The sequence below is a fragment of the Psychrobacter nivimaris genome (genome assembly GCF_904846365.1).
GTDB lineage: Bacteria > Pseudomonadota > Gammaproteobacteria > Pseudomonadales > Moraxellaceae > Psychrobacter > Psychrobacter nivimaris_B.
The window spans coordinates 1-26,480 of sequence record NZ_CAJHAL010000004.1 but is presented as its reverse complement, the minus strand read 5'-3'; the positions used below and the strand labels follow the sequence as shown (position 1 = coordinate 26,480).

Genomic DNA, 26,480 nt, shown 5'->3' with positions numbered 1-26,480 from the left:
GCTAAACCTCTATTTCAACGAATGGCAAGTCAGGCGCTTCGCTGACTATCTGACCATCACGTATGAATACTTTAGATTGCAGCTCGTAAGCTGCACTTGATTGTACGATGGTATTACCGCCGCCCTGCATGGTGACAGTATAGTTTGAGCCTTGCCTATCAATGACAGTGGCCAATTGCTTAGCGCCCTGCTCTGTCACGTTTTTGAATAGTTGCCATAAATTGCCACTAGCCATTAGACAGACTCCTTATCGAAATGACGCTCGAAACCTGTAACCTGCTCAACTTCTAGCGCTCTATTATTATTCAATCTGCCAGTGATGGTAGTTCCGCCAACCTTACCTATCCATGACTCGCCATCATTAACACCAACCAACGTGGAAGGCAGTAGTACGCCTACATCGTTATGCAATGGCATTGATATATCAATATTACCAATATCGCCAGTATCGCTCAATATCATCTTACCGCGGCTAATAGCAGCATCTTGGTCGGTTATTAAGTCACTCGTGACCATTGGTGGCTGATAACCACCTGCTGTGCCTGTGCGCTTGATTAGAGCACCGATACCGCCATCATTCTCACCGTATAAAGTCACGCCATTATAACCAGGCTTATTGACACGTCCACGACTGCGACTTGTGATAAGCGACATTGGCAGGTTAATGCTAGGTGTCTGCGCTGCCCATTCCCATGATGGTATTGGATAATGAGCCAGTACATGGATAACATCATCACTCATATGAGCATTGATAAACCCACCTGCTGCTTCGGCGATCCACTGCAAGCTATTGATAGGCGTTTTGTTTGAGTAGCTGTAAGTGTTGGCTGGTACATTCCAACCATTAGCACCTGCTAACTGCCAATCCAGTGTAAAGCCACTAGGTACGCCAAAGCGGTTTAACTCGTCCTCGGCTATCTGACGCGCTGACATTGCTGTATCGTACTTAAAGCCGCGCTGGGCTGAATACGGACTTGCTAACAGCATTGCTCGTGACTTGCCCTTGATAGACAACGAGCTTTCGCCAAAAGACGCGCTGTCCTCACACCCATCTAAGATGAATCGCCATAGATAGCCGTTACACGTAAATTCAACACCTATCTGCTGTTCATGTGCCGTATCGACTTTTGATAGCTCTGACAGCGGCAAGGTCGCGCTAAATGACCATGTATAGCTGTTACTATCAATACCCACGCTAAAGCCTAGCAGTTTAATCTCACGCCCATCATCTGAGCGCGTTAATGACACACTGTTTGTCACAAATATAACTCCCTTGTTATAGGCTTCGCCTTTCTCGCCAATTAGTAGCCCTAGCCCTGCGATAGAGTCAAACTCAGTTTCTGCATTGATCGCCAACGATGTTGATTTGCCAAATACTTTAGGTTTGCACGTAACGACATCAAGTGTAGGATTAACTGCTAATGTTTTGCGCTTGCATGGTCTAGTTTCCATTTCGTCAGCATCGGCGGCAGACAATATCAGCACACCACGCGGCATAGTCATCGGCATGGCTAACTGACTGGACGCGCCCCTGTCAGCGATACGCCTTGTCATCGGTAACGCTAATTCGTCATTGTAAACATAGTGACGTAATGCGCCGCTACCACATTCCCAGCCTTCAATAATTTGCTGCTTAAGGATAACGGTCTGTGATAATGGCGGCGGCACATAACGTAATTTGCTAAATGGCAGCCTTGCTGTTTCGATTAAAAAATCGGTACGGGTATTTAATAAACGGCTGTATTCGTTATATGAGCTTAGTTTGTCGGTTAGTAGCTTAGCGTTTTCGCCTTTAATGGCTCGCTCAATATGACGCTTAGCCATCGCCTCAAAGCTGTACCAGTTGCTATGGCTAACACGACTTGCTGTCTCAGTTTTTAGCTGTGACTTACTAGCGATAAAGTTTTGCGACTCATAAAGCTGTTGACTGCTATCGCCTATCAGTTTTGATTGCTCAAATAACAACTTACTGTCTGTCTGTAGCTGCTTATTACTCTCAAACTGTGCTTGATTATCTGTAGTGATTAACCTTGATTGCTGCCAGTCAGTGTTAACGTCATGCTTTAAACTATCGTTAGCCTCAAAGCCTGACTGCCTACCAATGCCTTGCAACTTAGCGTCTTGCATATCGCTTGACGCATCGGCAATCAGCCCTCTAAACACATTAGCATCATAACTGCCTGTAACACTCGCTTTTGGATTTAATGTAGCTGTGGCCGTGATTGTGATGCTAGTAGATACTAAATCGGTTGAAATAGTAGCCGATGCTGTGGGCATTATAGCAGCTATAGCTGTGACGCTGATTGATACGTCGTCAATGACAACATCAGGCGGCGCTATTGGCTCACCAACCGCCGTACCAAGATTGCGCGTCATACCTAATGGTAAGACGTTAGGCTGCGGCTGCTCACTTATCGCTACTGTTAAAGGCAGTGGCAAACCGTTTGATATAAAGTACAGCTTTGGCGCTATCGTTCCTAGTGGCTGACTCATGGATAAAGTCAAAGCATTAGTGCTTGGTTGCTCAATAGCCAAACGCTCCATACGCAATGGCAATGCGTCAGCAAAGACATAGGTGTAGCGCGTAATGTCACCCAAATTTCGGTCAAGCGGTAAGCTCAATCTATTTGCTTTGGGCTGTACTGATATATAACGTTCAAGCATGAGGCACAGTGCATTAGCCATAATTACCTCAGGTTGTTTTAATTTTGCCAGCTCATTTGTAGCGCCATCTGCTCATCAATACTTAAGTCATTAGCTGGTGGTACTTGATCCCATACAAAGGGTTCAAACTCTTTTTTATAGTCACGCACCATTACTAGATATTTTTTGGCTGGGTCAAGCCCTAAAAACATATAATGTCCGTTGCTGAGCGACGTTATCACTTGCTCAAGCGCCATAGTTTGAGCGTTCATTAGCCAAATTTTACGCGAAGCAGGTTTACCAGCGACTGTCACGATACCATCGTTAGCGCCTGCAATGTAGCCGTTATACTTAAGTGATAGTCGTGTAAAAACCTTAGCAGATACCAGCATATCAATACTCCCAGTAATCAATCGCAAGTAATAACGTACGAGTATATTTGTTATATCTTTCTAGATCTCCAGTTGCATAGCTAATGGGCACTGATAGCACGGGCCTACCGTTAAACATAGTATCTGAGACCTTAAATCGCTCAGAATCATCGTTACAATCTGCAAGTAAAACGCCAGGCTGTACGCCAACAACAAATGCTTGTGAGTAAAAATACCATGCCGATACTATCTCTACAGCCGATAGTGGGTCGTTGCTAACGTATGCACCTGATCGGACTGCGTTTGTTGCAATAATATATACTTGAGCGCCGTAACTGCCGTTAAATACGTGATGGCGATTGCCAGAAATATACAAGCTGCCATCTCGAAAAATGTCAGGATTAAAAAAAGCCGTTGGATCAAAAGCGTTATGGCCTACCGACCACCAAGCGATATTTTTACCTGAGTCGTTTTTTAATGCTGATTTAACCCTGCCCCAATATGTCACTCTAGTCACTAAGCCTAATGCAATGTTATCGTCAAGAACCTCAATAAAAATAAAGCCTTGATCGGTAGCTAATAACTGCCAACCATTTCGCACGCTGGTTTTATTTATATTTGAAAAGTTTTTAGTGAGAGTGTTGGTTGCGGGGTTTACCCTTGCGTCTTGATACTGGTAATACCAAGTTGTGCTTGATGTGCTCGTGTCATTAATGCCTAGTCGATAGTCGCTCATTGCGGCGCTTGGACTCACAAACTCCGCAACATGGTCAACCTCATTTACTACCGACCACCCTGCGCTTGCTGTAGCGCCATAGCCTGTGACCAAACACGCTTTGAGCACCGCTTTAACATCACCTGCCACGCGCGCGTTATAGTTGATTTGCGGTGCGCCTGCATCTGTGCTGCTAAAGCGTAGTACCGGCTCGTTTACTGGATTTAAAAAACTCATAATCTACCCTTATTTATTTAGTACAAGCTCGTAAGCGCCATGTGTGATTGGTTCGCAGCCGTCAGAAACGTAAGTGACGCCGACCATCAAGTTAGTATCGTAGTCAAACGACCAGTTACCTGCTGCGTCTGGTATTGACTTACCTAAGCACTTGCCTGTTTTCCACGCAAACAACAAAACGTAGTCAACTGGCAAGCTATCAAAGCGCTTTGCTCTACCTGTTATCTTTGCCATATCAGATACCCATTGTTAGCGCTGTCAATGTCACATAGCCGCCCTGATAGATTTGCGCCTTATCGAGTGTTAGTTCGGTTGCTACATCAAGTGTCGCAATCAACGCGCCACTAGCATCTAAGACCTTGGCGTCTGTTGGTACACCTGACGCAATCGCTAGCACCTTTGGCGGTATATTAAACGTCATCACCGCATTAGTAATCGATGCTTGAACGGGATTGAGTAGTGCAATCTCAGCAGCAAGCGTTGCGCCCACATAAATTGATAAGACCGAGTTTGTGCCGACGTTTAGCTTGTCGGCAATCCCTTGTAGTGCTGCGTTTTTTGCATCAAGACTTAATATCATGCTGCGCCTCGCTCACGGTCAATATTAGCGTGATAACCAATAGTAAAATCATAGTTGTCTTTACTAGACCCTTGATGCTGTTGAATAGCATTACCAATCCATATCGGATATTTAGCAGCAGCCGTATTGATACGCACTACGTTATTAGCCGACCAACCTGTACCCCACGCTGCTTGCGGTATCGTAAAGTACGGATAGCCTGTCATTGGATTGATAGGCGCTGTTAGTGTAGTCGTTGAGCCTGTACCAATCTCGCCTACCGTTTCACCAATGATGCGAAATGACGTGGTTCCAGTAAACACTAGCGCCCATCGCTCCTCAATCGCATCACGATTTGTCACGACAATAGGGTTATTAGTAACTTGCAATTGCGAGGTTGCGCCATCGCCAATCAATGTGTCACTAAAGCCGCCATTCCCCCACGACTTTTGACTAAATACATTGAACGCACGAGCTTGCATATCACCTGCGAGTAGCATTGAGCTAAAGACTGCTGCTGTGCTGTAGTTATGAGTAATAGGCGTTGATAGCGTCACACGACCTGATATGTCAGTCTCGATCACCAGCGCAATATCCATAATGCGATATTTAGCAGTCAAGGGCGCCGTATAGAACGACATATCAAACATACCGTTGAGCTGCAAAGTACCTGCATCAAGATCGATATCAAGATAGGTGCTATCAACCTTTATGCCATTGGCATCAACGACTGACACATCGGACAATCGCTCAAATCCCAAATCAAACGTATCGTTTGGCGCATTGGTCGGTAACTGCATCGTCTTTAGCTCGGTGATCGCAATACTGTCGCCTTTACGGACAAAAGGAACGCGACCATCTGTAGGTAGTCGCACTGGATCAAGTCCGATAAGCTCTTTATCAAGCGGCAGATAACTATAAGCAATCGAGTTATAACGTATTGAGTCAGGCTTAACGTAAACAGGTCTATTGATGTAGCTTGTACCCCCATCGTCATAGATATTGTTCGCGTCATACCATGACTCATTAACCACGCTAGGATTAGCTGTCACGCCTAGTCGCTCGTAAAGATACAGCGCCACTACACCTGCTTTAAAATCAACCGTGCCATGTGCAAAGCTGTGACCTGTGATACCGCCTTGCTCGTCAGTCGATAGTGACAGCATCGTACCATCTGCAAGCTCTGCACTGATTTGTAGTGAGGCTTCTTTAAGTGGTGCAACTGGCGTTCTAAAAATTAAGTTAGCAAGCGGTACTGGATCATTTTCACGTAACATCGATTTGAGATTTACCGTATTGGCTTGTCCTGCTTGCCAAGTATCAAGTGACAATGCACCAAATCGATAATCGATATTACCTACTATCAAGTCTCCGCTTTTAACTTTGCCGTTACTGTCTCTTAGACTAATGCCTAGCGCATTCAAAAATAACGAACCATTAACCACTGCGTCAGTTGTATCTTGAGGTAGTCCGATATGTAGTGTTGTTGCTGTGCCGGTACTGGTCGCTGCTTCAGTTGTCGGTGCTGTCACTGCACTAGCATTTATCAGCACATCAGACTCCTGCATATTTGTCGTTGTAACCCTAGTTTTAAAAATAGGAGAAACACCCGGTCTAGTAATAACCTCTACACCGCTTGATTGTCTCGATACATTAATGAGTACATCTATTCGTCCAGATGACTTATTAACCGTGCCGCTGGTTAATGTTGCCTTCCAGGTATTTGAGTCTGACGCTGCGTTTTTTATAGAAGTCCAATCTTCAACACTAGTTTGGGTAAATAAGGCGTTACCTTGCTGATAGGTTTTAGTCGTATAAAGGGGACGTAATACGTCTTTAATAGTTATAGTTGAGCTATCTTCAGGTATAGATAGCAATACTTTCAATTCACTACCAAGATATATAGCAAATTCAGCACTGGTAAATGATGCTTCAAAATCCAAAATACCGCCATAATTACCTGATCCATCGGACGCAGTATAAGATAGGTTGGTTTCTATTTTATTGGCGTTCAATATGCGCTGATAAGACAAGGCAAATTCAGCGCCTTTTTCTACTGTCTCATTTGGCGCAATATTTAATTTTCCATCGATAAAAGTACCTGTTGCATCACCATTGACAACGCCATTGCTGACTGTCGCTGTTTTGTCGCCCCATGTGACGGTTATAGCGCCGCTTACTTTATCTGCCACGTTGATAACGTGATAAGCGGCAGGCAAAACTTGAGGGCCATACTTAACCGTGTCTAAATCAACACCAAAGCTGTAGATGATATAACTAGCGGCATCGGGAATAGCGGCAGTTGTGAGCAATACTGTCTTGCCTTGCACTGTGCCGCGTCCATTGCCGTCATCATCGATTAAATTACCGCGTCCATCATCGTGTACTAGATAGTTGTTACCACCCACCGTATAAGTGATCTTTAGGCTATTAGGTAAAGGTTCGGCGCCAAGCTCACGCACGTAGTTATACCCTGCATTGTCATCGACTACTTGATAATCAGTCTGAGCGACACGAGTAAACTCACTAGCAGGCTTGTAGCTACCCATGACTGTACGCTGACCGCTTGGCACATTGCCATACCAAGTGATTTGTCCTATACCGTACTTAATAGATGCATACGCTACGCTGTTAGTGCTTACCAACTCACCATCTCTATCTATCAGCGTCAAGCCGCCGACATCTAAGCTCAGCGTACCGACAGCGATGCCGCTCGATAGATTGAGCGCGGTATTAGTCGCTACATTGACCGATTGATTGATTGAGATCACACCATCACCACGCGCTTGCGTAGCGACTTGGTTAGTTGGATCGCGCTGTAGAATAGGTGTCTCAACTTGAGTGCTTGGCACAACCTGAGTGTAAATAGAGTTGAGCTTAACTTGGCGCGATTGCATAGCAACTACTGGCTCAGCCAATCGTGACGCGCTGTAATACTTAGCAGCATCAGCAATACGAGCTTCACGCAAGATTGCGCGTCTAGTCGTCGATGCGTTTTGATAAAACTCTTGTACTGTCAGACCGTTAAATGACTCGCTCAATGTATCACCAAACTCAATCGTGGCAACCGTGCGTGTTACTGTCTCACTTGCCGACTTTTGAAAGCGACGCTCTACTGTGTCAACTTTAAGTGGTCTGAGGTACTGATAAAACTCGTCAGACTGCCCCTCGTTTTGCACCAACACAAGCGGTTGACCGACTGCTGGCGCTGGGTCTTTTGCATCTAATGAGATTTGAATAACGCGCTGTCCTGCAAGTTGCGTCTCCAATAAATGCCCTGCCCATTTGGTGCCAAAAGCAAGGTACGACTCAATCTTGTCCTGAGCATCTAATCGACGATCAGAAAACGAGCTTGGTTTAAATGCAAATACGCTGATATTTTCATTATCGGGTAGCTCAGTAAACAGCATACGTGGAGCTTGTAATAAGTCAGTGTTTGCCGTTTTTACTGCAAGATATACTTTACGCAGACGCACACGACCAAGTAAGCGGTCAATATCAGACACATCGGGGAATAAGTTGTTAGATACGCCATCAATGACAGCAATACCCGTTGGCAATCCGCCACCATCAGGCGTATCAGCCATAATCTCTGACTTTAAAATCTCTAAATCGTTTTGAGTAATCGCCATGTCGTCATCCGTCAAATTTTGGGCATTAAAAAACCCGCTACAATGAGTGGGCTATCTTTTTTAAACCTCTCGAATTCGAGGGGTTTGGATTATTATTAGCTGCTCGGTATCTCTAAAAACCTAAGCGTTACGTTATAATAATCGGTCAATTCAGGACTGGTTGAGTTCCTGACTGGCTTAGCTTCAATTGCTTCACCTGTCGTATCAAATATGACCTTCACACGCTTTACCGCCCCATCTGCTAGATAATCTAGCCAAAAGGTAGCTCCTAGCTTGTCACGCTCAGATTTGAGCGTATTAACCGTTGCTCGTGATAGTACGCCATGGCCATCAGGTGCTTGCATCGTGTACGGTCTGCCAGCTTTACGCTCTGACTGCTCGACGATCATCGTGCCATCTAGCGCGTACTTGGTGTTTGATACTATAGCTGACCAGTCGTGTTCACCCTCTGGGTACAGACTATCAGACAAGACTATCACCGCGCCCGTGGCTGTATTCGTCAGCTTGGTTTGTGCATTAGTACGCATAATCAGTCCTTTTCGTTTAAGTAAGCAACCGTCACGCAGTCACTTAATTAAACAAAATAGGTCTATGTGAAATTACATAGACCCATCAAGCTACAGATTAACAACCTGATACGTTGCGCCTGCATCTTCATCAAACAAGCACTCGCCTTCAATGCTCATTTCTGCAAAGTTCTCATTGATGAGGTCGTAAGTATCGGCTGGATCAAGTTTGACACGGTAAGCAGTCGTAATCTGACGACCTTGTTGACCAACTGTGTTAATACCATCAAGACGGACTTCGTAATAGTCAACATCGTCGGTCATTGGCTTGGTTACTTTAGACTCACCGTAACCATAATCAATAGCTAGTGGCGCGGTATGACCACCTGTTAGCAGCTCAACACGTCCATAGTCAGCATCAACCGTATAATCAGTGCCTTCGACTAGCGGGCCATCTGCTGCATCAGTGATAGCCACGTCTGACACGTTACCGTGTTTTAAAAATGTCATATCGCCAATTTCACCGACATTATGACTTTCGCCCGCCACGGTAGCAGCTGCCACAGTTTCAACAGTTGCCTGTAGTGCTGCGCGCATTGCATCGTCACGACGCTCTTGAATGGTTAATGAGATAGAGGTTTTTTTCTTACCTTCACTCACGTCCCATAATTGCGAATTGCCTGAATGATGTTCAAACAGCTCTTGTTTGTCCTCGACTGAGTGACTAAACGCAAGTGCTGACGCTACGCCCACCCAGAAAGCCGACTGCTTAACACCATCTTTAACTGGTGTCATATAGATTTTACCCTTACCAATAAAGGCGTGGGACTGGTTTAAATTATCTGCCATGAGTTAATTCCCCTCGATTAAGGCTTGAATTGTGTACTAAAAGTAAAAGGGTAAAGCGCAAACGTGCTGAAGTAGTCCGGTCTGCCTGATGTGCTAGTACGCTGTAACGCGCTGTGCCAGTCGTCTAGTTGATAACCCTGCACATGATTAATTACTTTGCCGATAAGCTCTCCTGCATCACGCATAAGAGCTGCTGTATCTGTCTGTGAGGCTTGATTGCTGACTGCGATAACAACCGTCCATTGCTGCACGTCCACGCTGTCTAGTGAGCCAACAGCGTTTGGATTGTTTGATGTATTGACGACATAGAGCGCAGGTGTGATTTGTTTATTAATCTTGCTGATGTCTGCAACTGTGCCGATATGCTTAACACCCCACTCGTCAGCTTTCGCCTCTAAGTGCTCAATTAGTCCAAGACCTACTGCAAAATAATTACTCATAAGTCCACGTCCATAATTCGATTGATAATGTTAAGCACTGATGCTCGGTCGTTCTCGTTCATGCCAAGATACGGTCTAGCAGGTATATCACCCCACAAGTGAGGGAACAGCGCCTTTTTACCGCCATAGTGCATCATGCGTGCGTACACTACGTTTGTGCCCCACTTAACGCCATCAGGTAGCGCAATGTAGGTCAATGAAGCCATTAAACGACCAGTATCACGCAAGGTTTTACCGTTTTGAATAATGGCTCGTTGGGACGGTATCCACGGCTGACGCTGTAAATCGTGCTGATTAGCAAAACGCTCCTCAGTCTGATGGACCATTTCAGCACCAGCCATGCGGCTAAACTTCTGCATTTTTTTACTGTCAAAATACAAGTCACCTAACCGTCTGATTATCTCGTCACCGCCTGATAATTCGGCATCAAACATAGTCACCTCACATTAGGCATCTTGGCAAAAACGTCATCACCGAATACTTGACCAGGGTAACTACTGCCAATCGGCACAGCAGGCTTAACATAAGTGCTTTGCTGCTCAGTGGCGCTTAGTTGCTCAGCGAACGTGACATTTGCGCGACCAGCACTAACATCCTTTAGCCAAGCAATCTCTTCTTTATAGCGGTCTTCTGGTTCGCCTGTTGCGTCGTTCTTATACAGCAAGTATCTTGCGATATTGCAGCAAACGAGCTCCAAGTTATCCGTTTTAGCGATGGGCGTGTTATATCGAGTAGACAAGAAACTATCCATTTTGCCACTTGCGCTTTTTAGTGCTTTAGCGGTTGCAGCTAAAGGGTCTTCATGCAACGACTCAAGCTGACCAATTTCTAACTCACTAAAGTGACCAATCAAATCATCACGAGTCGCGTACATAATCAGTCCTTCGGAAAGCGTGCGATTAGCTCAGCTTTGGTATCTGAGTCGTTGTACTCGATACCTTCTTCATCAAGTAAAGCTTTTAGCTCTTTGTTGGTAAGTGTATCGAGCTCGACCACTTCACCACCTTCGCCAGTATCAACATCTTCGCCTTCAACGGCTTCAGCTTCTACGATGGCGCCTTGTTCAAGTAAGAATTTGGCACGCTTTTCGGTCAAGCCTTCAACCACTTCACCAGTCTTAAAACGGCCTACCGATTGTTTTGCAATATACTTAGACATAATTTGCTCCAAAAAAAAGCCCTGCGATTAAACAGGGCAATTAAAGTTAGTTGATATTAAAGAGTGATAAAACCAGTACCGCCACACGCACCATTTTTATTGATTGGTACAGGCAGAGGGCTTGAGTCAGCAATAAACTTATCGACCGATGGATCATCACTAAATACATGGTACGGCATCAATTCCATTGCTAATTTAGCAGGGTTCTTGCGATGCTTAATCATGCAATAGTAAAGCGGATTGTTTAGCTCAGAGATAAGCCAAAAACCATCTTCTGGAATCATCAATTCGCTCGTACCATCTTCTTTCTCAAACTCAGCGTCATACGTCCAAAAATTGATGCCGTCCACAGTACCTCGTAATGTTGCTGTGGTTTCACCACCAAAACCACCATCAAACACGCGGGTCGCATTGGTGTCTTTTGATGCGGTGAATTTGTCGTTAAACTCTTTATCGTCAGTCATTGCATCAAACACGCGGCTAGACATTTGAGCGTCAACTGGACGGCGCTTACCATGCTTGACCAAGTTTTTAACAATGGTGCGGATGTCTTGGTAAGGAGTTGCGCCTGTTTGATCCCAAGCAATAAGCGGGCTAAACGTCAAGTCATCATGGCGGCCAAAATCAACGGTCACACCCGCATTGTCATCGCCTTCTACAACAACTTTACCGTACAGCAGTGCATCACGGCACATCATAGTGATACGTGCTGTTAATGACTGGCGAATGGCCCAGTACGATGTTGCTGCTGCCATTTCCCACTCATCTTGCATGGTTGGTGGTACACCAGCGGCATTGGCAGCAATAACGCGCATACTTTGCAATAACTTTTGCATTTTGGCGTCAATCTTGCTCAGTGGTTCAACAACACACGCTGGTTTAAAATAAGGTGCGGGGATATAACTGACGTTTAGTTCGACTTTATCTTTAATCACGCGGCCTTGCGCGGTTGGCAGTACAGCTGGCGCAAGCGGAATATAAGTTTTGATATCACCTACAGGCACCTTATCTTCATTATTTAGATAAATTGGGTTGCCAAAGTAACGATCACGAAAAAAAGTATCAACTGGCTTGCTTAGGTCGTAAACTGCAGCAAGTTCTTCAAAAGAGGCTGTATCAATCTCAGCGCCTTCAATATTAAAAGTAGCCATACATTAAGTCCTTATTTAACTACGCTAAGCGTGATTTTAGTTGAGCGATTAGCGTATGCACGCGCCGCTAGTTTCTGAGTCGCATCGAGTGCCACGCCGTTCAGCTTGACTTCCGCAACATCAAACTTACCTGCAACATAGACAGGCAGCTCAACACCCGCGGCAATCTTGGCAGTTGCCTGCTCAGCAGTTACGTCAGCTAGGCAGATAACATGCCAATCAGCTTGTGCGCCTGTTGATGCATCACTGTGAGTCGCTACGTTGGTGCCAGCAGCAATCACCAGTAAGTCACCGCGCTTGTATGCAGTACCAGTTGTAGGTACGACGCTATCAGTGATAGGTGCAACATCGACCGTCAACGGCTGCTCAGTTGTATAGTTGAAATCAACCATTATTTAGCTCCTTGTGCTTTAGCTGCCTCAACAGCTGCTAGAATTTTACTTTCACCACCTTCACGGCCATTGGTTGCTTGCGCTTTATCCAAACCACCTGGTAGCTCAGGCGCTTTAGGTGTAACTGGTTGAGCCATAAACTCTGCAACAGCAAACTGTGCGTCGTCCATCGCTTTAAACGCAGTTACTTGCTCGTCTGTAAACTCACGACCAGTATCGGCGGCTAGCTTATCGATAGCGGCTTGGCGTGTTGATGCTTGCGACTCTGCTAATTTATTCTGTGCAGCAAGTGCATTAGCTTTTGCGTCAGCAGCTTCTTGTACAGCTTTGGCCTCGGATGCCTCTAGCTCTTTAATTTTGGCTTGCGCCTCTTGTAAATCCATTGATTCCCCCTCGGTTTTTGGATTTGTATTGCTCTGATTGGTGCTGCTTGACACTGCTACGCTATCGGCAATTGCATCAATTAGACCTAATTCTTTGGCTTTAACGGCGGTGAACACATCACCTTCCCAGCCTTTGACTGTTTTAGCATCAACATTACGCTGTGCTGCTACATGATTAAAAAAGACACTAGCTGATTCATCGACGCCTTCTTGTAGGCGCTGCTTTTCATCGTCGGTCAGTGGCATAAATGAGTTGAACGCGGCCTTCCACTTGCCTGATCGGAACAATGAAACCTTTTCGCCATAGCGCTCAAGCCATCCACTCTCTTCGGTGTGGACCACATAAACACCGATGCTACCAATGCCTGATTGCTTAGACGCTGTAACCTTGCTTGTGCTAGCACCCAACCAGTAAGCAGCTGAATACATGTCACCACTGACAAACGTTTCAATCGGCTTTGTAGACTGGTAGATAGTCTCAGTGATGCCGTCAAGTCCTGCGACATAACCACCGCCACTATCAATGTCTAAGACAATACTAGTCACTGTGTAATCATCGTTGGCTTGCTGAATGTAATCCGCTAAGTTTGCATAGCCTGTCACGCCCCATGAGCGATAATCACTCGACGTTTCAGGTACCAGCAGGCCTCGTACATCAATAGTCGCCACGCCATTCTCAACCGTATAAGTCGCCTCACTATCATCGTCGTCATAGCGTGATAGCGCCTTGAAATCGATAGACGCAAGCTGATGCTCAAGCCCTGTGCAGCTCATGAGCGCATGACTATCAATATCGCGCTTAATCTTTGCTTGTAAGTTCATATTTCACCTTTTCTTAGGCGGGTTTTTGGGTTTCGGCTGTAAATAGTGAGGCTGATAGCCAGCGGCCTTTTGCCTTTCAGCCTCGTCATGAACAGACTGGCTAATAGTTACCGTAATGTTCATGTCATCGCCCATTAAAAAACCGCCCTTATCGGCGGTCTTGTTTTTGTTTCTTGCGCTTGGTGTAGATGGTCATCGCTATATCAGCTATCAGCACAACAGCTCTGAGTATTCGTGATTTATTCATCCGCTCTCTTCCTCAATCAACTCTTTAGCTTCATCAATCATCAAAGCAAGCTCTGGTACTGGCTGTGCCAACATCACTGTAATTGCCGCCTCAATACGCTGTCTTGCTGCCAATATTGCATCTGACTGCTTGTAGTACGTGATAGCGAGTTCAGCTATCTTGTCGTTGACTAGCTTGTTCATGTTGCCTGTGTACTGTGCAGGTGTGCCGCCAATCCAACCTTTATCATTCGGCACGCTTGGCAGGTCACCATCATCGGTAATGCCTTTTGCTTCAGCTTGTGACTTAGTGAGTGAACGACAAACGCACCGGCAGCGATAGCCCGATGGAGCATAGTGCTGTTGCCAGAACGGATCATCAATATGTCTGACCACACCATCAAGTATCTTGTGCGCTGGGCGCTGTCGAACATCATTGATGCCATCGCGCATCAAATAAGGTCGTTCATCTTTATTCTGTTGCTGCTGGTACCAACGACCACGACCATAAGCGCCTTGAATATTCGTTCTAAAAATATTATCTAGCCGATGCCTTGGTAGATTAATATCAATATCACCTTTTTTCACAGCGTTCTGAAAGTCTGCAAACGTGCCACCACTATCGAGTTGGTCATTAACCAAGCCCATGACGTGCTTAATCTGCTCAGTCTGCCCTAGTCCTGCAATAGATACCGCTTGCTGACGTTGTATCGGTGTCATGCGTAAATAATAATCATCAGGCAAAACCACCTCACGATTCAAAGCGTAAGCAATAGCTTCGATAAACTGTACGTCAAATCCTGCTGTTGTCGTTGCCATTGGTTACTCGCTTAGTTTTTAAGTCTTATCTTTAACTGGCTTCCTACGCTTTAATTGTCTGATACAGACTCTACCTGCTGTATACTGCCAATCAAAATCGTAAGTCTCGCTCTTTGATGTTAGTGCCATACATAGGGCGTTTGCTTGTATTTTTGGAATATCCAAAGCAACAACAAATTCGCCTTGCTCAAAAATATCATCACGACATTTGTCGTAATCAAAATCAACATCATTCATAATCAAACCTCACTCGATTCATCAGCAAAACCATGCACATCAGCAACCGCCAATGCTGTATTGACAAGCTGTGTAAACTCACTTTGAGCCAAGCTATCACCGACCATATTAAATAGCGCCTCACGTAAGCTGTCAGCGTCCGTTGCAAGCTCAATAGCAGTTAGCACCTTATTCACATCAAACGGCTGTACGCTCAATTCAAGCGCATCGTCTGCGACCTGTTCAAGCTCTTGCTGTTCATCAGTAAATTCACTGTCATCGTCAGCTGCTTTAAATGGCAGCCATGTTTTGCTAGCCATTGACGTATAACGATTGGCTTGTGCTGACGTTGGCAACTTGATAGCGCCTTGACCGTCGCCATAATACATGTGTGAGATATGCTGCTCGTTATAGCCATGCTCGTCTACAAAATAAGACTTGGTGAAGCGAACACCCATCTCATGCGCTTTTTTATCTGCGTCTAACTGCTCTTGGTTGATGAACTTCTTAGCCACCCACTTAAACTCAGGCGCTTCAAACCCATTAGCGGTACAGATAACATCGATGAATCGTTGGACGGCTTTAAGCGCATGCTTACGGTCGCTGCTAAAGATAATCTCTTGCTGCTCTTGATGTACTACGCCTTGGCCGTAAGTGCCGCCTTTATCCGTACCACTGGTAAGCGTCTGACCTAGCAAGTAAGTCGTAATACTCTGCTTAACCACTGAGTCATAGCTAACAAACGCTTCACCGTTACTGCCACCAGTTACCGCCGTCACATCCTCATCAACGCCGATAGTCACGACGCCTGAGTTATGCGCTGCTAGTAGTGCATTAGCAAAGTCCTGGGCGTCAGCATCACTGCTTGCGTCAGTCTTACCAATCAGCAAGGGTGAACCGAAACGCTCCAAGAACTTAGACCAAAAACGCCAGCCATTGGTTTTAAAGTAATGCAGCCAGTACACGCGGCTTAATAATGATTTGCCTTTAGGGTTTAGATATGTCGGCTTGTGCTGCTGGTATAGATAGCGATAGTAAAAGTCAGCTTGATCACTAATCATGATCGGCTGACTACCATCGTTCGGAAACCATTGCAGAGCACCACCTGATAACGGCTCAAACCATTGAATAGGTTTTGACATCATGGAAGTAACTGCATTACGCCCATTGCTATCTTTGCCCCATAGCATTTCAATCACATCATAGCCGTACCACTTACTAAGCGATGAGCCTTGTAATATCGTCTCAAGATGCAGGTCTAACTGCTCATAGACAAAATCAGCAACAACACCCTCACTTGGTGTAATCGTATAAGTCGCACTGCCTAACTCTTCTTCACGTCTGTCAATCGCTTGGTCAATATCAGGATCGGTAAGCAATGTCTTTAGCGCATGACGACTGATACCCGCCTTTTTAAGAATCTCGTCAGTATCAGTACGGATCAGGTAACGGTAAAAGGTCTTACCACGTAGGTCAGTTGCTTGCTCTTGGCTTAGTGCCTTACCTGCTGTGACACGGTAACGCGGCTTTTCAGTTATATCATTCATCTATACGTCCGTTTGCCAGCAGTGGCTCTATGTCGTTTATTGGATTTCTTCTCAACCATGTTGTCAGCAAACACCATCATCACCGCATCAAAACGGTTAGGCGATGGCGTGCCCTTTGGTTTTTTGTTGATCAGTATTTTGCCTGCGTTATTTTTTGAGTAGGTCGGCTGTGAAAGCTCGGTAGTCAAAGTCGACAACTCTTCAAGCGTACTATCAATACTGATGATATCGCTTGGGTCAAAGTCCATACCTTTAGCGACCGCCCTATGTGTCAATAAGAAGCGCTTGCGTAATGCCCACCCTGCTTGAGCTTTGAAGTTATCAAAAGCGTCGCTGTTTTTCTTGCCGATGATATCTTCACGCTCCGGCTTATAGATACCAGCCGAACCACGGAAAGGGTGAGCATCAACATCAGGCAATCCTAATCGTTGCTCATTCACTACCCTGGCATCACCTTTGACACCTGCACCCAAACCATCGGCATCATACAAAAAGTATTCTGATTGACTGTCAGCGGTTGCCTCAACTGCTTTTTTAGACGTGGCAAAAATATCTGAACCTTTACCACTCCATGTATCTAAATGATTAAGCAATACGCCATGACGACCGGCAATAGAGTTTTTATCAATACCTTCATCGGCTACATCGAGCGCCATAATCTTGCTGCCGCTGATAGAGATACCCAACTTTTTATGAGCATCAATAGCAGACTGTACCCATGCCGACGGTATTAACACCCCTTCAACCGAAGCTGAATAGTCAATATCAATCTCTTGAGCAACTGTGACCGCATCTAGCTCATCTAGCTGTTTGTTGTACCAGACATCGTCTTTGCGTGGATCATCGCGCCAATGAAAGGTAAACACACGAATACGCCCACCATGGCGACGCTGTGCGAATGAATTGCTCATACCATTAGGCGTAGATATATCATTACGACTATTAGTGGTAGCTGACAGTGACGCATCAACCAAGTGCGGACGCTCCAAGAAGGCAGCCTCATCAACAAAATACAATGAGGCCCTATCACCACGACCAATACCGTCACCTGCCTCGCCAGTAATCACACTACCCGTTTCAGGTAATATAATGCGCTTAAAGGGGCTATGCTTTTCTCTAATCCAACCGCCACGAAACTCAGGAGGCAGGCCACTCAAAAACATACGGCCTTTTTCAAACAAGGCTTTAGGACTGCCAATCAGGTCAACGTATTCTTCTTTACGGCTACCGACACCGACAGACAAGCCGTGATTATGTAAGCCTAGCGAGCATGACAAGCCCATCATGAGCCAAGACATACCCATATCCCGCGTCTTCTCCGTAATGGACGGTTTTTGCAACTTCCAACCGTCCATCAGCCAATGAATCCACTCTTCTTGCTTTGGGAATAACAAAAACGGTATGTATGACGGCAAGCCGCGCTCAATATTACGTGGATCGTAAGTCACACCCCAATCGATAATAAATTGAGCTGGATTGTCTTTGTAGAACGCTTTTAGCGCGGCCAGTGACTCAGGATTTTGTCTAATACGCTGTAGTCGCTCAATACGCCATTCAAACACCTGTGCGTAATCAGGATTCTTAAAATCAAATGCAAAAGGGATAGGCATTATTTACCACCCATAATATCCTGATACGCTTGGCTTGCTGCTTGAGCGTCACCGTTGAAGTTGTTGACAGTAGTATTACCCATGCTTTTGTCACTAGAGGTGTTATCCACCTTTTGCTTGTTGGTATAGACCTCACCAACTTCTTTGGCTGCCTGTTCTGCTAGTGCTGCCGCAAGTGGCCTGTTCTTTGACTTCTCAGCATCACGCGCCATACGGTCAAGCATGTTCAATCTATAGGCTTTGTTAGCGATAGGTATCGCCTGAATATCGTTATTAAAGTCATCACGGAATTGCTTGAATAGGTCCTTCCACTTTTTAGCAAGGTTTATTCCTGCCGCCTTATAAGGATCGTATTTTGCTACTTGTTGACGTGTAATAGTGATGCCAAATTCTTGGTTTACAGCTTCTGCTACTTCTGAGGGGGTCATATAGGTAGCAAGCCCTTGTACAATAAAGGTCTTAACCCCATTGTTAAGAGTCGCCATATTTGTCCTTTCGTATCCCTAGGTATACCTAATTAGTATTTTATTTGCGGCTCACAGTCTTGCAGTTTAGCCATGCGTATAACCGCTTCATCACCGCCATATCGTCTGACGACTCCAAAGAACTCCTCAACGTCATGAGCAATCAATTCGAGCTGTGGTCTACCGTCTGCTTTGAATGATGGGTCACCAAACATATCTGGTTTATGTCTCATGTGGTAAATCTCATGCTCAACTAGTGCGGCAAACTCAGAGTCTGTACAATCTCGGCAATAATTAGCATCAAGTGTCACCAAGTATTCAGGCACATCACCCAAGGTATCTTCAAACCACATTTCCTGACGTGTCTTTTTCCAACCACCAGCCATCATCATGACCTTTTCGCACTGGCCTAATATCTGTTTGCCAGCTTTCACGTATTCACCTTGAGCCCACATAAACGCTATTTCATTTACTGAGTATTCCATTAGATGTCGATGGTCTTCGTTAAACCACTCATGATCAGGATTAAGTATGGTTGCGTGTAGCCATTCATGTATTTCAGGGGCTGCCATTAGCGGTCGCAAGTCATTAGTTGGTGGCACCGGTCTCTTTAACATGCTCACCTCCAATTAGCGTGCATAAAAAATGCCTCGTCCAATCAAGGGAGGCAAAAGGGTTAATTACAAAACTCAATCTTATCTACAAAACCTTGGGCGCCTTCTACGCCTCTATTTGCTCTGTCTCGTAGAAACTGTAGCCAATAAGCTTTGGCGCACGACTCGGTTACCTCATGATAATAATCATAAGCTTGTTGGTTGGTTAGATCGCACATGGTTAGCATCCCTGCTAAATCGTAGACGTAAAAAAGCCCGATATGGAAAATCACATATTCGGGCAAATCATGGGCACAAAAAAAAGCCTTATCAGTTAGATAAGGCCTATTGCTACAACTCTATTTCTATTTTCTTAAACTCTGAATCTTTCAAGAATAAATCGATAGCTGTATTATATTTTGTCGCTGCTATTACCAGTGAGCGTTTTTGCTTGTGGTAACCGTAGCTTTCGACATAGGTAGGATCTGCGGACATCTTCTCGTTGCTTTCTTCTTGCAATCGAGTGATTAATCCAAGTTGTTTCAAACAATATCGCTCAACTATACGCTTTATCATCGAAACACCCTAAATTTGGTTGGCATTCGCCATACTACGAAATATAGCATCAACTGTTAGCAAGGGTCAAGTTATGCCGATAATTATCTACGTCTTGATTAATAAACCCTATCAGGTAATCAAGATCATGCAGCATCTTCTCTTGATACTTGGACCATATCTGACTGTATGAGCTCGCCGACATATTGATACCACTAAAGAGTAAGCGGCCCTCGACTGAATACAGTGGCCACAGGTTGTATAGTTCAAAGTGCAACGTCATACGAGCCATCTTGTATGCCAGCTCATTAAGCGTGTACTTGCTCTTTGGTGCGCCTCTACCATCATCTACACAATATTTGATCATATTGGCTGCTAAGTGATTAACCACCATGTCGAACGATTCTGACCACTCCCATTGGTCGTTGTTGCCCCACAATAAGAGTGAAGCAAGCGCTCTGCCCGTTCTGCTCTTGATCAATCCAATAGCAGCAGCCTTATCTTCCCAATTTACTTCAGGAGGCAAACCACCCTGACCAATATCAAACTTAACTGTCTTGGCACCCATACCTTGCTTTAACCAATCGCCGTGCTGCAATTCTAAGCGTGGGCTGGTAGCAAATCGTTGACTCAATATTTTATTCATGCGGTGCACTCCAATGTAAACTGCTCTAAAAACTCATATTTGAATAACGGCTTGATAAAACCGTCTTGCTGGTAATGCACGTAGTGATCATCAACTCGTAGCACTAAGACGCGCTGCCCTGTCTCATTGTTGATATAGATTTGGTCTTTGCTAATCATGGCTGCACCTATAATTTTCTATACGTTAGAAATCTCGAATATCCCAACCACCGCCGTTCCTTTTGGTCTGCTTCATGATTGCAATGAACTTGAACGGGAACTTGTCAGCAGCGACTTTGATTTTCACTAAAGCGTCATCAGTCCACTGCCCTTTCACTTCGTGTATTTCCAATTGGCCATCTGAGCGCATGACCAAGAAGTCTGGCTTATAAAACGTGTTGTCTGCTAGCCGTAGGTTGATGTTGTCAAAAGAGTAATAAGCGATCTCACCTGCTCGTTTTAGCAGCTCCAAATGCTGTGCGTAGGCCTTCTCAGTACCATTCATTTGTCCTGACTTCATTCGCCCTAATGCTTGTATGCTTTTTCTCATCACTTACCATCCTTTAAATTAATATCGCCATATTCATGCTTAAACGCTGTTCCGTCGCTATTCCACTTCACATATTCATCGTGGTACGGATCCCCATCAACTACTCTCAACCTGCCCGACCAGCCGCGATATACATTCTCTTTGGGATGATAGGCAGTTTGCAGACCTGCGACGCTGTACCCTTTTGTGGTTTTCATAGCCACTCGCCAATGAGATAAACTAAGATTAGAAATACCGGTAACGCCAAAACATAGGTGCTTGCTGCCTTGTGATACCACTTGATTTTGAATCCGTAACTTACGTTCTCAGCCACACAGACCAGTCTCGTAAATTTATAAGCGACGAAGTAAGCGCAAAGGAAGTAGGTAACCATCAGCACTATGACTAGATTATTGATGCTCATACCGCCTCCTGCATTTGATTTAACAACCTGTCGTAAGTTTCATCTTGCATTTCGCCTGGCATATGCTGCTGGCTGATATGATCGTATGTCTGCTGCACACTCATACCGGGCAATGGCTCTTTCCAAAGACCATTCACTACGACCGACACTTTGGCATCACGTTTGGCTTGAGTTGCTGGTTTGCTGTGACTAGGGTGGTAAACGGCTGGCAGATCACTGTCATGGCCTTCTGATTTGCTAGCAGTCGTACCGCTCCAATCTTCATTGTCGATGTTGAATCTAGCTGGCTGTGACTGAGCTTTAATTTTCTGCTGACGTATGTAATCGCGCTTGATCCAATCCGTGAGCACATCCTTGCGTCTGCCCTCAGTCCTGATGTATGAACCCTTTTGCTCTTCCTCAGCGTAGTAGTTTTTGAATTTTTTCAATTGATAATCGTAGTCTGCTTGACTGATGGCTGGTACTGGTGGTGCTCCTAGCATGAGCATGGCATTAATTTCAGTAAGCTCTGGATGAACCCAATCTGCAATCGAATCAATCACTGAAAAATCACTCGCGCTATTATTATTACTATTCTTTGGTTCTTGGTTTATGGTTAATGGTTTATGGTTATTGGTTATAGCGTCTTTTTTCGCGTTAGTATCGTTAGTCGTTTCGTTAGTATCAGCGTTAGTGCCGTTAGCGTTAGTTACTTCGTTAGTGTTTTTGCTAACATCATCATTATTAAAATTATCAGCATATAACTCTCTAAGCGTTGCTATGCTTGTCCTGAGGGTTACTGATTTTCCGATACTTTTAAGGCTATCAACCATATGTTTACGCTCTGCTGTAGATTTCGCTTGTCGTTCTGCGTTAGTAAGGGCGTTAGTTCTTTCGTTAGTATCGTTAGTCGTTTCGTTAGTATCAGCGTTAGTGCCGTTAGTAATGCGCGTTAGTTTGTCATGACCGAAGCTTTTTATATAAAGCTCTCTGATAGCGACGGTGCCCGTATCTGCTTGAATAGCTTCACCATTGGCTTTTAATCGCTTGGCCATATCTCCTACAGCCGTTACCACCTCTTGATACTTGTAATCTTTGATGATCTTGTCCCAAGCTGCACACTTATAAAACTTACCTGTCTTTTTGAATTTGTCTTTTAGCACAAACGCTAACGCTTGCTTTTCGTCTTCGTTAGTAACTAACGTTCTGCGCTCAAGTAATTTCATGTCGCTAGCATCAATTGCTTTCTCAGTAGAGAAATAAAGAGACCGCAAATCAAGATAAATGGTTTTCTCGATGCGGTTCATGTGTTTGGTATCAAAATCCCAATCTGTGAAGTTGTGATTGATGTAGTGCATTACACTGCTCCTTTACACTTCTAGCTTTAGCTGCATCTTCTTTAGAATGCCGTCTATGGTTGTTGTATTTAGATGCTTGGTCTTTTTGCGTTCTGCTAAGCCTTTACCGTGTAGCGAGCCAATAGCCTTATCGCAATTTTCTTTTGCACACCACTTATTTAACTCCGCTTGCAGTGATACCACTTGATGCTCTAAATCTAACCATCTTTTAATAACTGCATTTCTAAGTTTGATGCTGTAGCCAGTGACTAGGGTAAAAGTAAGTTCTTGATCCAAAACATATTCTGTTTTTTGACGGTTTAGCGTGTCTAAATAGATACGTCCAAAACTGGACGCATCTAAACTCAGCTCATTAAGCATGGCTAGTACGTCTCTATTAACGTGCTGTAATTGCTTGCCTGTTAGCTCTGCAATTTCTCTACTTGTCATTTGAGTCATGCTGCCAACATCCCAATTTGTTGTTTGCGCTAATTCTGTATTCATGGTTTAATATCCTTGTTAGGTTAGTAAGTAGCGCTTTATCAGTTCACGCTGATAAGGCGTTTTTTATTGCCTAAATTAAGCACTTGGCTTTCTCTTTGTTCTATTACCCCGACCATTGAAAATAAATACCTTGCCTGTGTTAACCGCTTCTCTAACGCCATGCTGCTGGACATATTCATCGATAGCGTCTTGGTCTGGACTGACTCGTGCATAACTTGAATGCGCTGGGATAATTAGCTTTTTAATACCTGCGTTACGTGCTCTCATGGCTTACCTGCAAAATGAATTATCGTGTAGATGACAATCGTTGCCAAAGTCATGTGAGTTATAAAACGCATAACACCACGCCAAAAAATTCTATTCGTATCTTTCGATGCTTCTTCCTCTCTGCGTATCGCTTCACGATTAACAGCTCGCAAGTCGCTTTGTCTTGTTTGCGCTAAATCCTGCTCTAAGGCTAAACTGGCTTGACGCTCGTTCCATAGCTCACATGGGAAGGGTTTCTGATCAGTTGAGTTCATAAAGCACCTCTTGGCTGATACGTACCTTCAGCTATTTGCATAGCAGCATCAGCATGTAAAAAATCATCAACATCTAATGACCGATTCATGCCAAGTTTTGCCATTCCATATAACCAGCTCACATGCTCACGGTCGTAACACTGCATATCTTTACTAACCACTTTCAAACCACAAGAAGCCAACAGATGACAAAGGCGCTCGATGTCACTGTGCTTTGCTGTGCCCTGTATTGACTTCATTTTTGTGATGGCTGTTGTGTCGATACCGATGCAGTTAGCTACAGCTTGTTGTCCGGTGGTATCAATGGCCTGCAGAATTTGAGCTTGCATATTGCAAGACCATGCAAGCTGTTCGCGCGATAATTTACCTGTAGATTTGGTGGTCATGGTTAAGCTTCCTCTGTTTTTTCTTGGCAAAGCTCTTGATGAGCTTTTATTAATGCAGCGCCATTGACATATGTAAGGTGTGGTTTAGGTTTGCCGCTCTTAAGGTCGCTAATAACGCCTTGATGAACGCCAGTGATATCTTGTAATTCTAGCTGCGTCCTGCCCTCTAACAGGTCTCGGACAATGACTTTCCAATCAATAGTATTAGTCATAAATACCGCTCCAACGTTTAATAAAAAATATAATATCGTAATTACGTTATTTAATCAAACGTCAAAACGATATTTATTTGTATCATAATTACGATAATTTATAAGAGGTGCTGAAAATGAATATTGAGATACTTGGGGATAGAGTTAAAAAGGCCCGTAAACATGCTGGGTTAACTCAAATACAATTAGCTAAGAAAGTGAAAACATCGCAGGGCGCTATATCTGATATTGAGAATGGTAGGAATAAAGACTCATCTAGTTTGTATGATATTTCTAAAGTGACTGGTGTAAGTGCTGATTGGCTTCTTAAAGGCCAAGGTGAAATGCTGCCAACCGAGCCTGAAAAAGAGCTGGCAAAAATACTGGAAGCGGGAACCGTATCTACTGATGACGGTTCTGATGATCTAATTTCGATCCCTATCTACGATCTTTATTTTTGCTGTGGTGATGGTAATGGGTCTTGCGAGTTTGAAAATATTAAAGGCTATAGAAAGTTACCACCTGATTTTTTCAAAGATAGAAATATTAGACCTGAAGACTTTAAGTTAATTTGCGCTATCAACGACAGCAATCATCCTTACATTAAAGATGGAGATGAGGTTGGCATTGTGGTAACCGATAAAGAGGTCAAGGATGGCGAGTTCTACGCAATCTTATTAGACGGTGATCGTATGATAAAGCAGATTTTTAGAGAAGCTGGCGGCTCCTATAGATTAACCAGCTTCAATAAAGCCTATCCAGACAAAGTGGTTACCCCTGAACATAGCCAGAGCTTAATTATTGCTGGCAGACAAGTGTATAGGGCGGGTTAAATATGTCGGATACTAATGACTGGGCTTACATATGGATTTGCCACTTCTTGAAACACGCTATGCCAGTCGATGAGCTACCATTAGGTTGGTGTGTCTATCGTGAAGCAGTAGATTTCGAATAACACAAGGATGTGATGAATGAAAAAATTAATACTAGCCGCGGCACTATCTGTGTTCGCTTTATCGTCCAATGCCGGCGTTACTACGATAGACAATCCATTTCAAAACAATACAGTTCTGAAGGAATCTGTTGAAGTGGATCACCCTCTATTCGCTAAGGGTGCTGGTGGTGCTCAGTGCAAAGGCCTACCTAGCACCTGTGGCCAAATGGCTAATTGTGAGCAAGCCAAGCTGGCCCTTGAGTGTGGTAACACTAGACTGGACAGAGATAAGGACGGAGTTCCATGCGAGTCAATATGTCCAGGTGGTTAATCAGTATAGCTGCCTTATCGTTAGCTGCATGCTCTCCTTCTCAGAATGATAGCTACGCTCAACAGTTTGTCTCTGGTGATGTTGCGGTGCACGAGGTTTTCTGGGCCGTTGATCATAATACACCCTACCCGTTTACGACATCAGGTGAAATATCTTGTGTCTATTATCCAGAATTTGGGACTGAGGTGTATTTTGAGCCTGCAGGCTATAGTAAAGACTCATCTATTGGTACGCCGCTTAATAAGGCCGCTGCTAAATCTCTGGAGAAAGACGGCATGATACCAAACGTGCCGTACAGTATTAAGAAAGATGCGGACTTGAGCGAGGCTGTAGATGTTGGGTTGAAGGCGTGTGGTGAAGTTTGAAGTAACGAATTATAAGTAACTTGTTAGTAAAATTTGTCCAAATTAGTAGCTTAATACGTATTGTATATTTCGCATAAGGTGTTAACCATGAGTATAAATGATATAGGTATAATTTTAGGTGTGATTGGTATTATTCTTACTATATTTTTTGGGATAAGAGCTACAAATAACAGAGTAGTTAGCAAAAAAAATGGAGGTAATATAAGTAAAAATGTTAACAGTGGGAATGGTAATCAATTTAATATCGGAGGAAATGTAAGCAATATATCTACGGATAGAAAATCTAAGGACAGAAAAAAATGAATATTCGCAGTAACAAAAATATGGGTAACGGTGATCAATATAATATTGGAAGTTATCATAAAGGTTATGCGGAGTCTAAAGGTTCTGCGATTCAAAATGTATTGTTAGGTATTGTTGATATTGAAGAGGAGGAATACATGCCTTTAGTTGAGGATAACTATACTC

Annotated in this window: 39 protein-coding genes; 4 read left to right on the top strand and 35 right to left on the bottom strand. The window is 44.3% G+C overall.

The features are described 5' to 3' along the window. Position 1: 1 nt before the first annotated feature. The 35 genes from JMX63_RS03070 to JMX63_RS02900 all read right to left on the bottom strand — a co-directional run bounded on the left by JMX63_RS03070 (position 2) and on the right by JMX63_RS02900 (position 24,403). Positions 2–235: a hypothetical protein gene (locus JMX63_RS03070; protein WP_201570858.1), complete on the bottom strand. Its 234-nt coding sequence runs from the start codon at positions 233–235 to the stop codon at positions 2–4. After that, positions 235–2,685 carry a hypothetical protein gene (locus tag JMX63_RS03065; protein ID WP_201570856.1) on the bottom strand — a complete coding sequence of 817 codons (2,451 nt, stop codon included), beginning with the start codon at positions 2,683–2,685 and terminating at the stop codon, positions 235–237. Before JMX63_RS03065 ends, JMX63_RS03070 begins: the two co-directional genes overlap by 1 nt. A gap of 17 nt (positions 2,686–2,702) precedes the next feature. Next, positions 2,703–3,035 carry a hypothetical protein gene (locus tag JMX63_RS03060; RefSeq protein WP_201570854.1) on the bottom strand — a complete coding sequence of 111 codons (333 nt, stop codon included), beginning with the start codon at positions 3,033–3,035 and terminating at the stop codon, positions 2,703–2,705. 1 nt (position 3,036) lies between these two features. Further along, positions 3,037–3,966: a hypothetical protein gene (locus tag JMX63_RS03055; protein WP_201570852.1), complete on the bottom strand. Its 930-nt coding sequence runs from the start codon at positions 3,964–3,966 to the stop codon at positions 3,037–3,039. 9 nt (positions 3,967–3,975) lie between these two features. Beyond that, a complete protein-coding gene (locus tag JMX63_RS03050) occupies positions 3,976–4,200 on the bottom strand; it encodes a hypothetical protein (RefSeq protein WP_201570850.1) in 225 nt (74 codons plus the stop codon). A gap of 1 nt (position 4,201) precedes the next feature. Continuing rightward, positions 4,202–4,546: a hypothetical protein gene (locus tag JMX63_RS03045; RefSeq protein ID WP_201570848.1), complete on the bottom strand. Its 345-nt coding sequence runs from the start codon at positions 4,544–4,546 to the stop codon at positions 4,202–4,204. Next, positions 4,543–8,157: a hypothetical protein gene (locus tag JMX63_RS03040; protein ID WP_201570846.1), complete on the bottom strand. Its 3,615-nt coding sequence runs from the start codon at positions 8,155–8,157 to the stop codon at positions 4,543–4,545. The genes JMX63_RS03045 and JMX63_RS03040 overlap by 4 nt, the downstream gene beginning before the upstream one ends. Positions 8,158–8,252: 95 nt before the next feature. Further along, the gene (locus JMX63_RS03035) at positions 8,253–8,684 is read right to left on the bottom strand and encodes a hypothetical protein (RefSeq protein WP_201570845.1); all 432 of its coding nucleotides are present in this window, start codon (positions 8,682–8,684) and stop codon (positions 8,253–8,255) included. A gap of 90 nt (positions 8,685–8,774) precedes the next feature. Then, positions 8,775–9,512 carry a phage tail tube protein gene (locus tag JMX63_RS03030; RefSeq protein WP_201570844.1) on the bottom strand — a complete coding sequence of 246 codons (738 nt, stop codon included), beginning with the start codon at positions 9,510–9,512 and terminating at the stop codon, positions 8,775–8,777. Positions 9,513–9,529: 17 nt separating this feature from the next. After that, a complete protein-coding gene (locus tag JMX63_RS03025; protein WP_201570843.1) occupies positions 9,530–9,952 on the bottom strand; it encodes a phage tail terminator protein in 423 nt (140 codons plus the stop codon). Further along, on the bottom strand, positions 9,949–10,386 hold the full coding sequence (locus JMX63_RS03020) for a phage virion morphogenesis protein (protein WP_201570842.1): 438 nt from the start codon (positions 10,384–10,386) through the stop codon (positions 9,949–9,951). Before JMX63_RS03020 ends, JMX63_RS03025 begins: the two co-directional genes overlap by 4 nt. Positions 10,387–10,388: 2 nt before the next feature. Next, positions 10,389–10,826: a phage protein Gp36 family protein gene (locus tag JMX63_RS03015; RefSeq protein WP_201570840.1), complete on the bottom strand. Its 438-nt coding sequence runs from the start codon at positions 10,824–10,826 to the stop codon at positions 10,389–10,391. Between the two features lie 2 nt (positions 10,827–10,828). Further along, a complete protein-coding gene (locus JMX63_RS03010; RefSeq protein ID WP_201570838.1) occupies positions 10,829–11,110 on the bottom strand; it encodes a hypothetical protein in 282 nt (93 codons plus the stop codon). 56 nt (positions 11,111–11,166) lie between these two features. Continuing rightward, the gene (locus JMX63_RS03005; protein ID WP_201570836.1) at positions 11,167–12,261 is read right to left on the bottom strand and encodes a major capsid protein; all 1,095 of its coding nucleotides are present in this window, start codon (positions 12,259–12,261) and stop codon (positions 11,167–11,169) included. Between the two features lie 11 nt (positions 12,262–12,272). Continuing rightward, a complete protein-coding gene (locus tag JMX63_RS03000; protein ID WP_201570828.1) occupies positions 12,273–12,653 on the bottom strand; it encodes a hypothetical protein in 381 nt (126 codons plus the stop codon). Next, positions 12,653–13,858: a S49 family peptidase gene (locus tag JMX63_RS02995; RefSeq protein ID WP_201570827.1), complete on the bottom strand. Its 1,206-nt coding sequence runs from the start codon at positions 13,856–13,858 to the stop codon at positions 12,653–12,655. Before JMX63_RS02995 ends, JMX63_RS03000 begins: the two co-directional genes overlap by 1 nt. Before the next feature lie 243 nt (positions 13,859–14,101). After that, entirely contained in the window at positions 14,102–14,902 is an 801-nt protein-coding gene (locus tag JMX63_RS02990; protein ID WP_201570826.1) for a phage head morphogenesis protein, read from the bottom strand. An 18-nt stretch (positions 14,903–14,920) separates the two neighbouring features. After that, the gene (locus JMX63_RS02985; RefSeq protein WP_201570815.1) at positions 14,921–15,139 is read right to left on the bottom strand and encodes a hypothetical protein; all 219 of its coding nucleotides are present in this window, start codon (positions 15,137–15,139) and stop codon (positions 14,921–14,923) included. Positions 15,140–15,141: 2 nt separating this feature from the next. Continuing rightward, a complete protein-coding gene (locus tag JMX63_RS02980; protein WP_201570812.1) occupies positions 15,142–16,665 on the bottom strand; it encodes a phage portal protein family protein in 1,524 nt (507 codons plus the stop codon). After that, positions 16,662–18,275 (bottom strand): terminase, encoded by a 1,614-nt coding sequence (locus JMX63_RS02975; RefSeq protein WP_201570810.1) that lies wholly within the window; start codon positions 18,273–18,275, stop codon positions 16,662–16,664. The genes JMX63_RS02980 and JMX63_RS02975 overlap by 4 nt, the downstream gene beginning before the upstream one ends. Beyond that, positions 18,275–18,760, bottom strand: a complete 486-nt coding sequence (locus JMX63_RS02970; RefSeq protein WP_201570808.1) for a DUF2280 domain-containing protein — start codon at positions 18,758–18,760, stop codon at positions 18,275–18,277. The genes JMX63_RS02975 and JMX63_RS02970 overlap by 1 nt, the downstream gene beginning before the upstream one ends. Before the next feature lie 32 nt (positions 18,761–18,792). Next, a complete protein-coding gene (locus tag JMX63_RS02965) occupies positions 18,793–19,356 on the bottom strand; it encodes a putative metallopeptidase (RefSeq protein ID WP_201570806.1) in 564 nt (187 codons plus the stop codon). 59 nt (positions 19,357–19,415) lie between these two features. Continuing rightward, positions 19,416–19,571, bottom strand: a complete 156-nt coding sequence (locus JMX63_RS02960) for a hypothetical protein (protein ID WP_201570804.1) — start codon at positions 19,569–19,571, stop codon at positions 19,416–19,418. 112 nt (positions 19,572–19,683) lie between these two features. Then, positions 19,684–19,878, bottom strand: coding sequence for a hypothetical protein (locus JMX63_RS02955; protein ID WP_201570802.1), 195 nt, complete (start codon positions 19,876–19,878; stop codon positions 19,684–19,686). Between the two features lie 79 nt (positions 19,879–19,957). Beyond that, a complete protein-coding gene (locus tag JMX63_RS02950) occupies positions 19,958–20,533 on the bottom strand; it encodes a hypothetical protein (RefSeq protein WP_201570800.1) in 576 nt (191 codons plus the stop codon). Next, on the bottom strand, positions 20,530–20,691 hold the full coding sequence (locus JMX63_RS02945; RefSeq protein ID WP_201570799.1) for a hypothetical protein: 162 nt from the start codon (positions 20,689–20,691) through the stop codon (positions 20,530–20,532). Before JMX63_RS02945 ends, JMX63_RS02950 begins: the two co-directional genes overlap by 4 nt. A gap of 25 nt (positions 20,692–20,716) precedes the next feature. Next, the gene (locus JMX63_RS02940; protein ID WP_201570798.1) at positions 20,717–21,061 is read right to left on the bottom strand and encodes a DUF1064 domain-containing protein; all 345 of its coding nucleotides are present in this window, start codon (positions 21,059–21,061) and stop codon (positions 20,717–20,719) included. Continuing rightward, positions 21,061–21,258: a hypothetical protein gene (locus tag JMX63_RS02935; protein ID WP_201570797.1), complete on the bottom strand. Its 198-nt coding sequence runs from the start codon at positions 21,256–21,258 to the stop codon at positions 21,061–21,063. Before JMX63_RS02935 ends, JMX63_RS02940 begins: the two co-directional genes overlap by 1 nt. After that, positions 21,255–21,464, bottom strand: a complete 210-nt coding sequence (locus tag JMX63_RS02930; RefSeq protein ID WP_201570796.1) for a hypothetical protein — start codon at positions 21,462–21,464, stop codon at positions 21,255–21,257. Before JMX63_RS02930 ends, JMX63_RS02935 begins: the two co-directional genes overlap by 4 nt. Next, entirely contained in the window at positions 21,461–22,801 is a 1,341-nt protein-coding gene (locus JMX63_RS02925; RefSeq protein WP_201570795.1) for a DUF1376 domain-containing protein, read from the bottom strand. The genes JMX63_RS02930 and JMX63_RS02925 overlap by 4 nt, the downstream gene beginning before the upstream one ends. Positions 22,802–22,813: 12 nt before the next feature. Next, positions 22,814–23,284 carry a Rha family transcriptional regulator gene (locus JMX63_RS02920; RefSeq protein WP_201570794.1) on the bottom strand — a complete coding sequence of 157 codons (471 nt, stop codon included), beginning with the start codon at positions 23,282–23,284 and terminating at the stop codon, positions 22,814–22,816. A 75-nt stretch (positions 23,285–23,359) separates the two neighbouring features. Continuing rightward, positions 23,360–23,551: a hypothetical protein gene (locus JMX63_RS02915; RefSeq protein ID WP_201570788.1), complete on the bottom strand. Its 192-nt coding sequence runs from the start codon at positions 23,549–23,551 to the stop codon at positions 23,360–23,362. Next, a complete protein-coding gene (locus JMX63_RS02910; RefSeq protein WP_201570786.1) occupies positions 23,548–23,805 on the bottom strand; it encodes a hypothetical protein in 258 nt (85 codons plus the stop codon). Before JMX63_RS02910 ends, JMX63_RS02915 begins: the two co-directional genes overlap by 4 nt. Next, complete coding sequence (locus JMX63_RS02905; protein WP_201570784.1) at positions 23,802–24,191, bottom strand: hypothetical protein; 390 nt, start codon at positions 24,189–24,191, stop codon at positions 23,802–23,804. The genes JMX63_RS02910 and JMX63_RS02905 overlap by 4 nt, the downstream gene beginning before the upstream one ends. A 2-nt stretch (positions 24,192–24,193) precedes the next feature. Continuing rightward, positions 24,194–24,403 (bottom strand): hypothetical protein, encoded by a 210-nt coding sequence (locus JMX63_RS02900; protein ID WP_201570782.1) that lies wholly within the window; start codon positions 24,401–24,403, stop codon positions 24,194–24,196. Positions 24,404–24,519: 116 nt separating this feature from the next. On the opposite strand from JMX63_RS02900, the gene JMX63_RS02895 reads away from it, so the two are divergent. From JMX63_RS02895 to JMX63_RS02880, 4 genes are all read left to right on the top strand, one after another. Then, on the top strand, positions 24,520–25,215 hold the full coding sequence (locus tag JMX63_RS02895; protein WP_201570778.1) for an XRE family transcriptional regulator: 696 nt from the start codon (positions 24,520–24,522) through the stop codon (positions 25,213–25,215). 138 nt (positions 25,216–25,353) lie between these two features. After that, a complete protein-coding gene (locus JMX63_RS14670) occupies positions 25,354–25,647 on the top strand; it encodes an excalibur calcium-binding domain-containing protein (RefSeq protein ID WP_201570777.1) in 294 nt (97 codons plus the stop codon). Beyond that, the gene (locus tag JMX63_RS02885; protein ID WP_201570776.1) at positions 25,632–26,012 is read left to right on the top strand and encodes a hypothetical protein; all 381 of its coding nucleotides are present in this window, start codon (positions 25,632–25,634) and stop codon (positions 26,010–26,012) included. The genes JMX63_RS14670 and JMX63_RS02885 overlap by 16 nt, the downstream gene beginning before the upstream one ends. An 87-nt stretch (positions 26,013–26,099) precedes the next feature. After that, on the top strand, positions 26,100–26,315 hold the full coding sequence (locus JMX63_RS02880) for a hypothetical protein (RefSeq protein WP_201570774.1): 216 nt from the start codon (positions 26,100–26,102) through the stop codon (positions 26,313–26,315). The last annotated feature ends 165 nt before the right edge of the window (positions 26,316–26,480 follow it).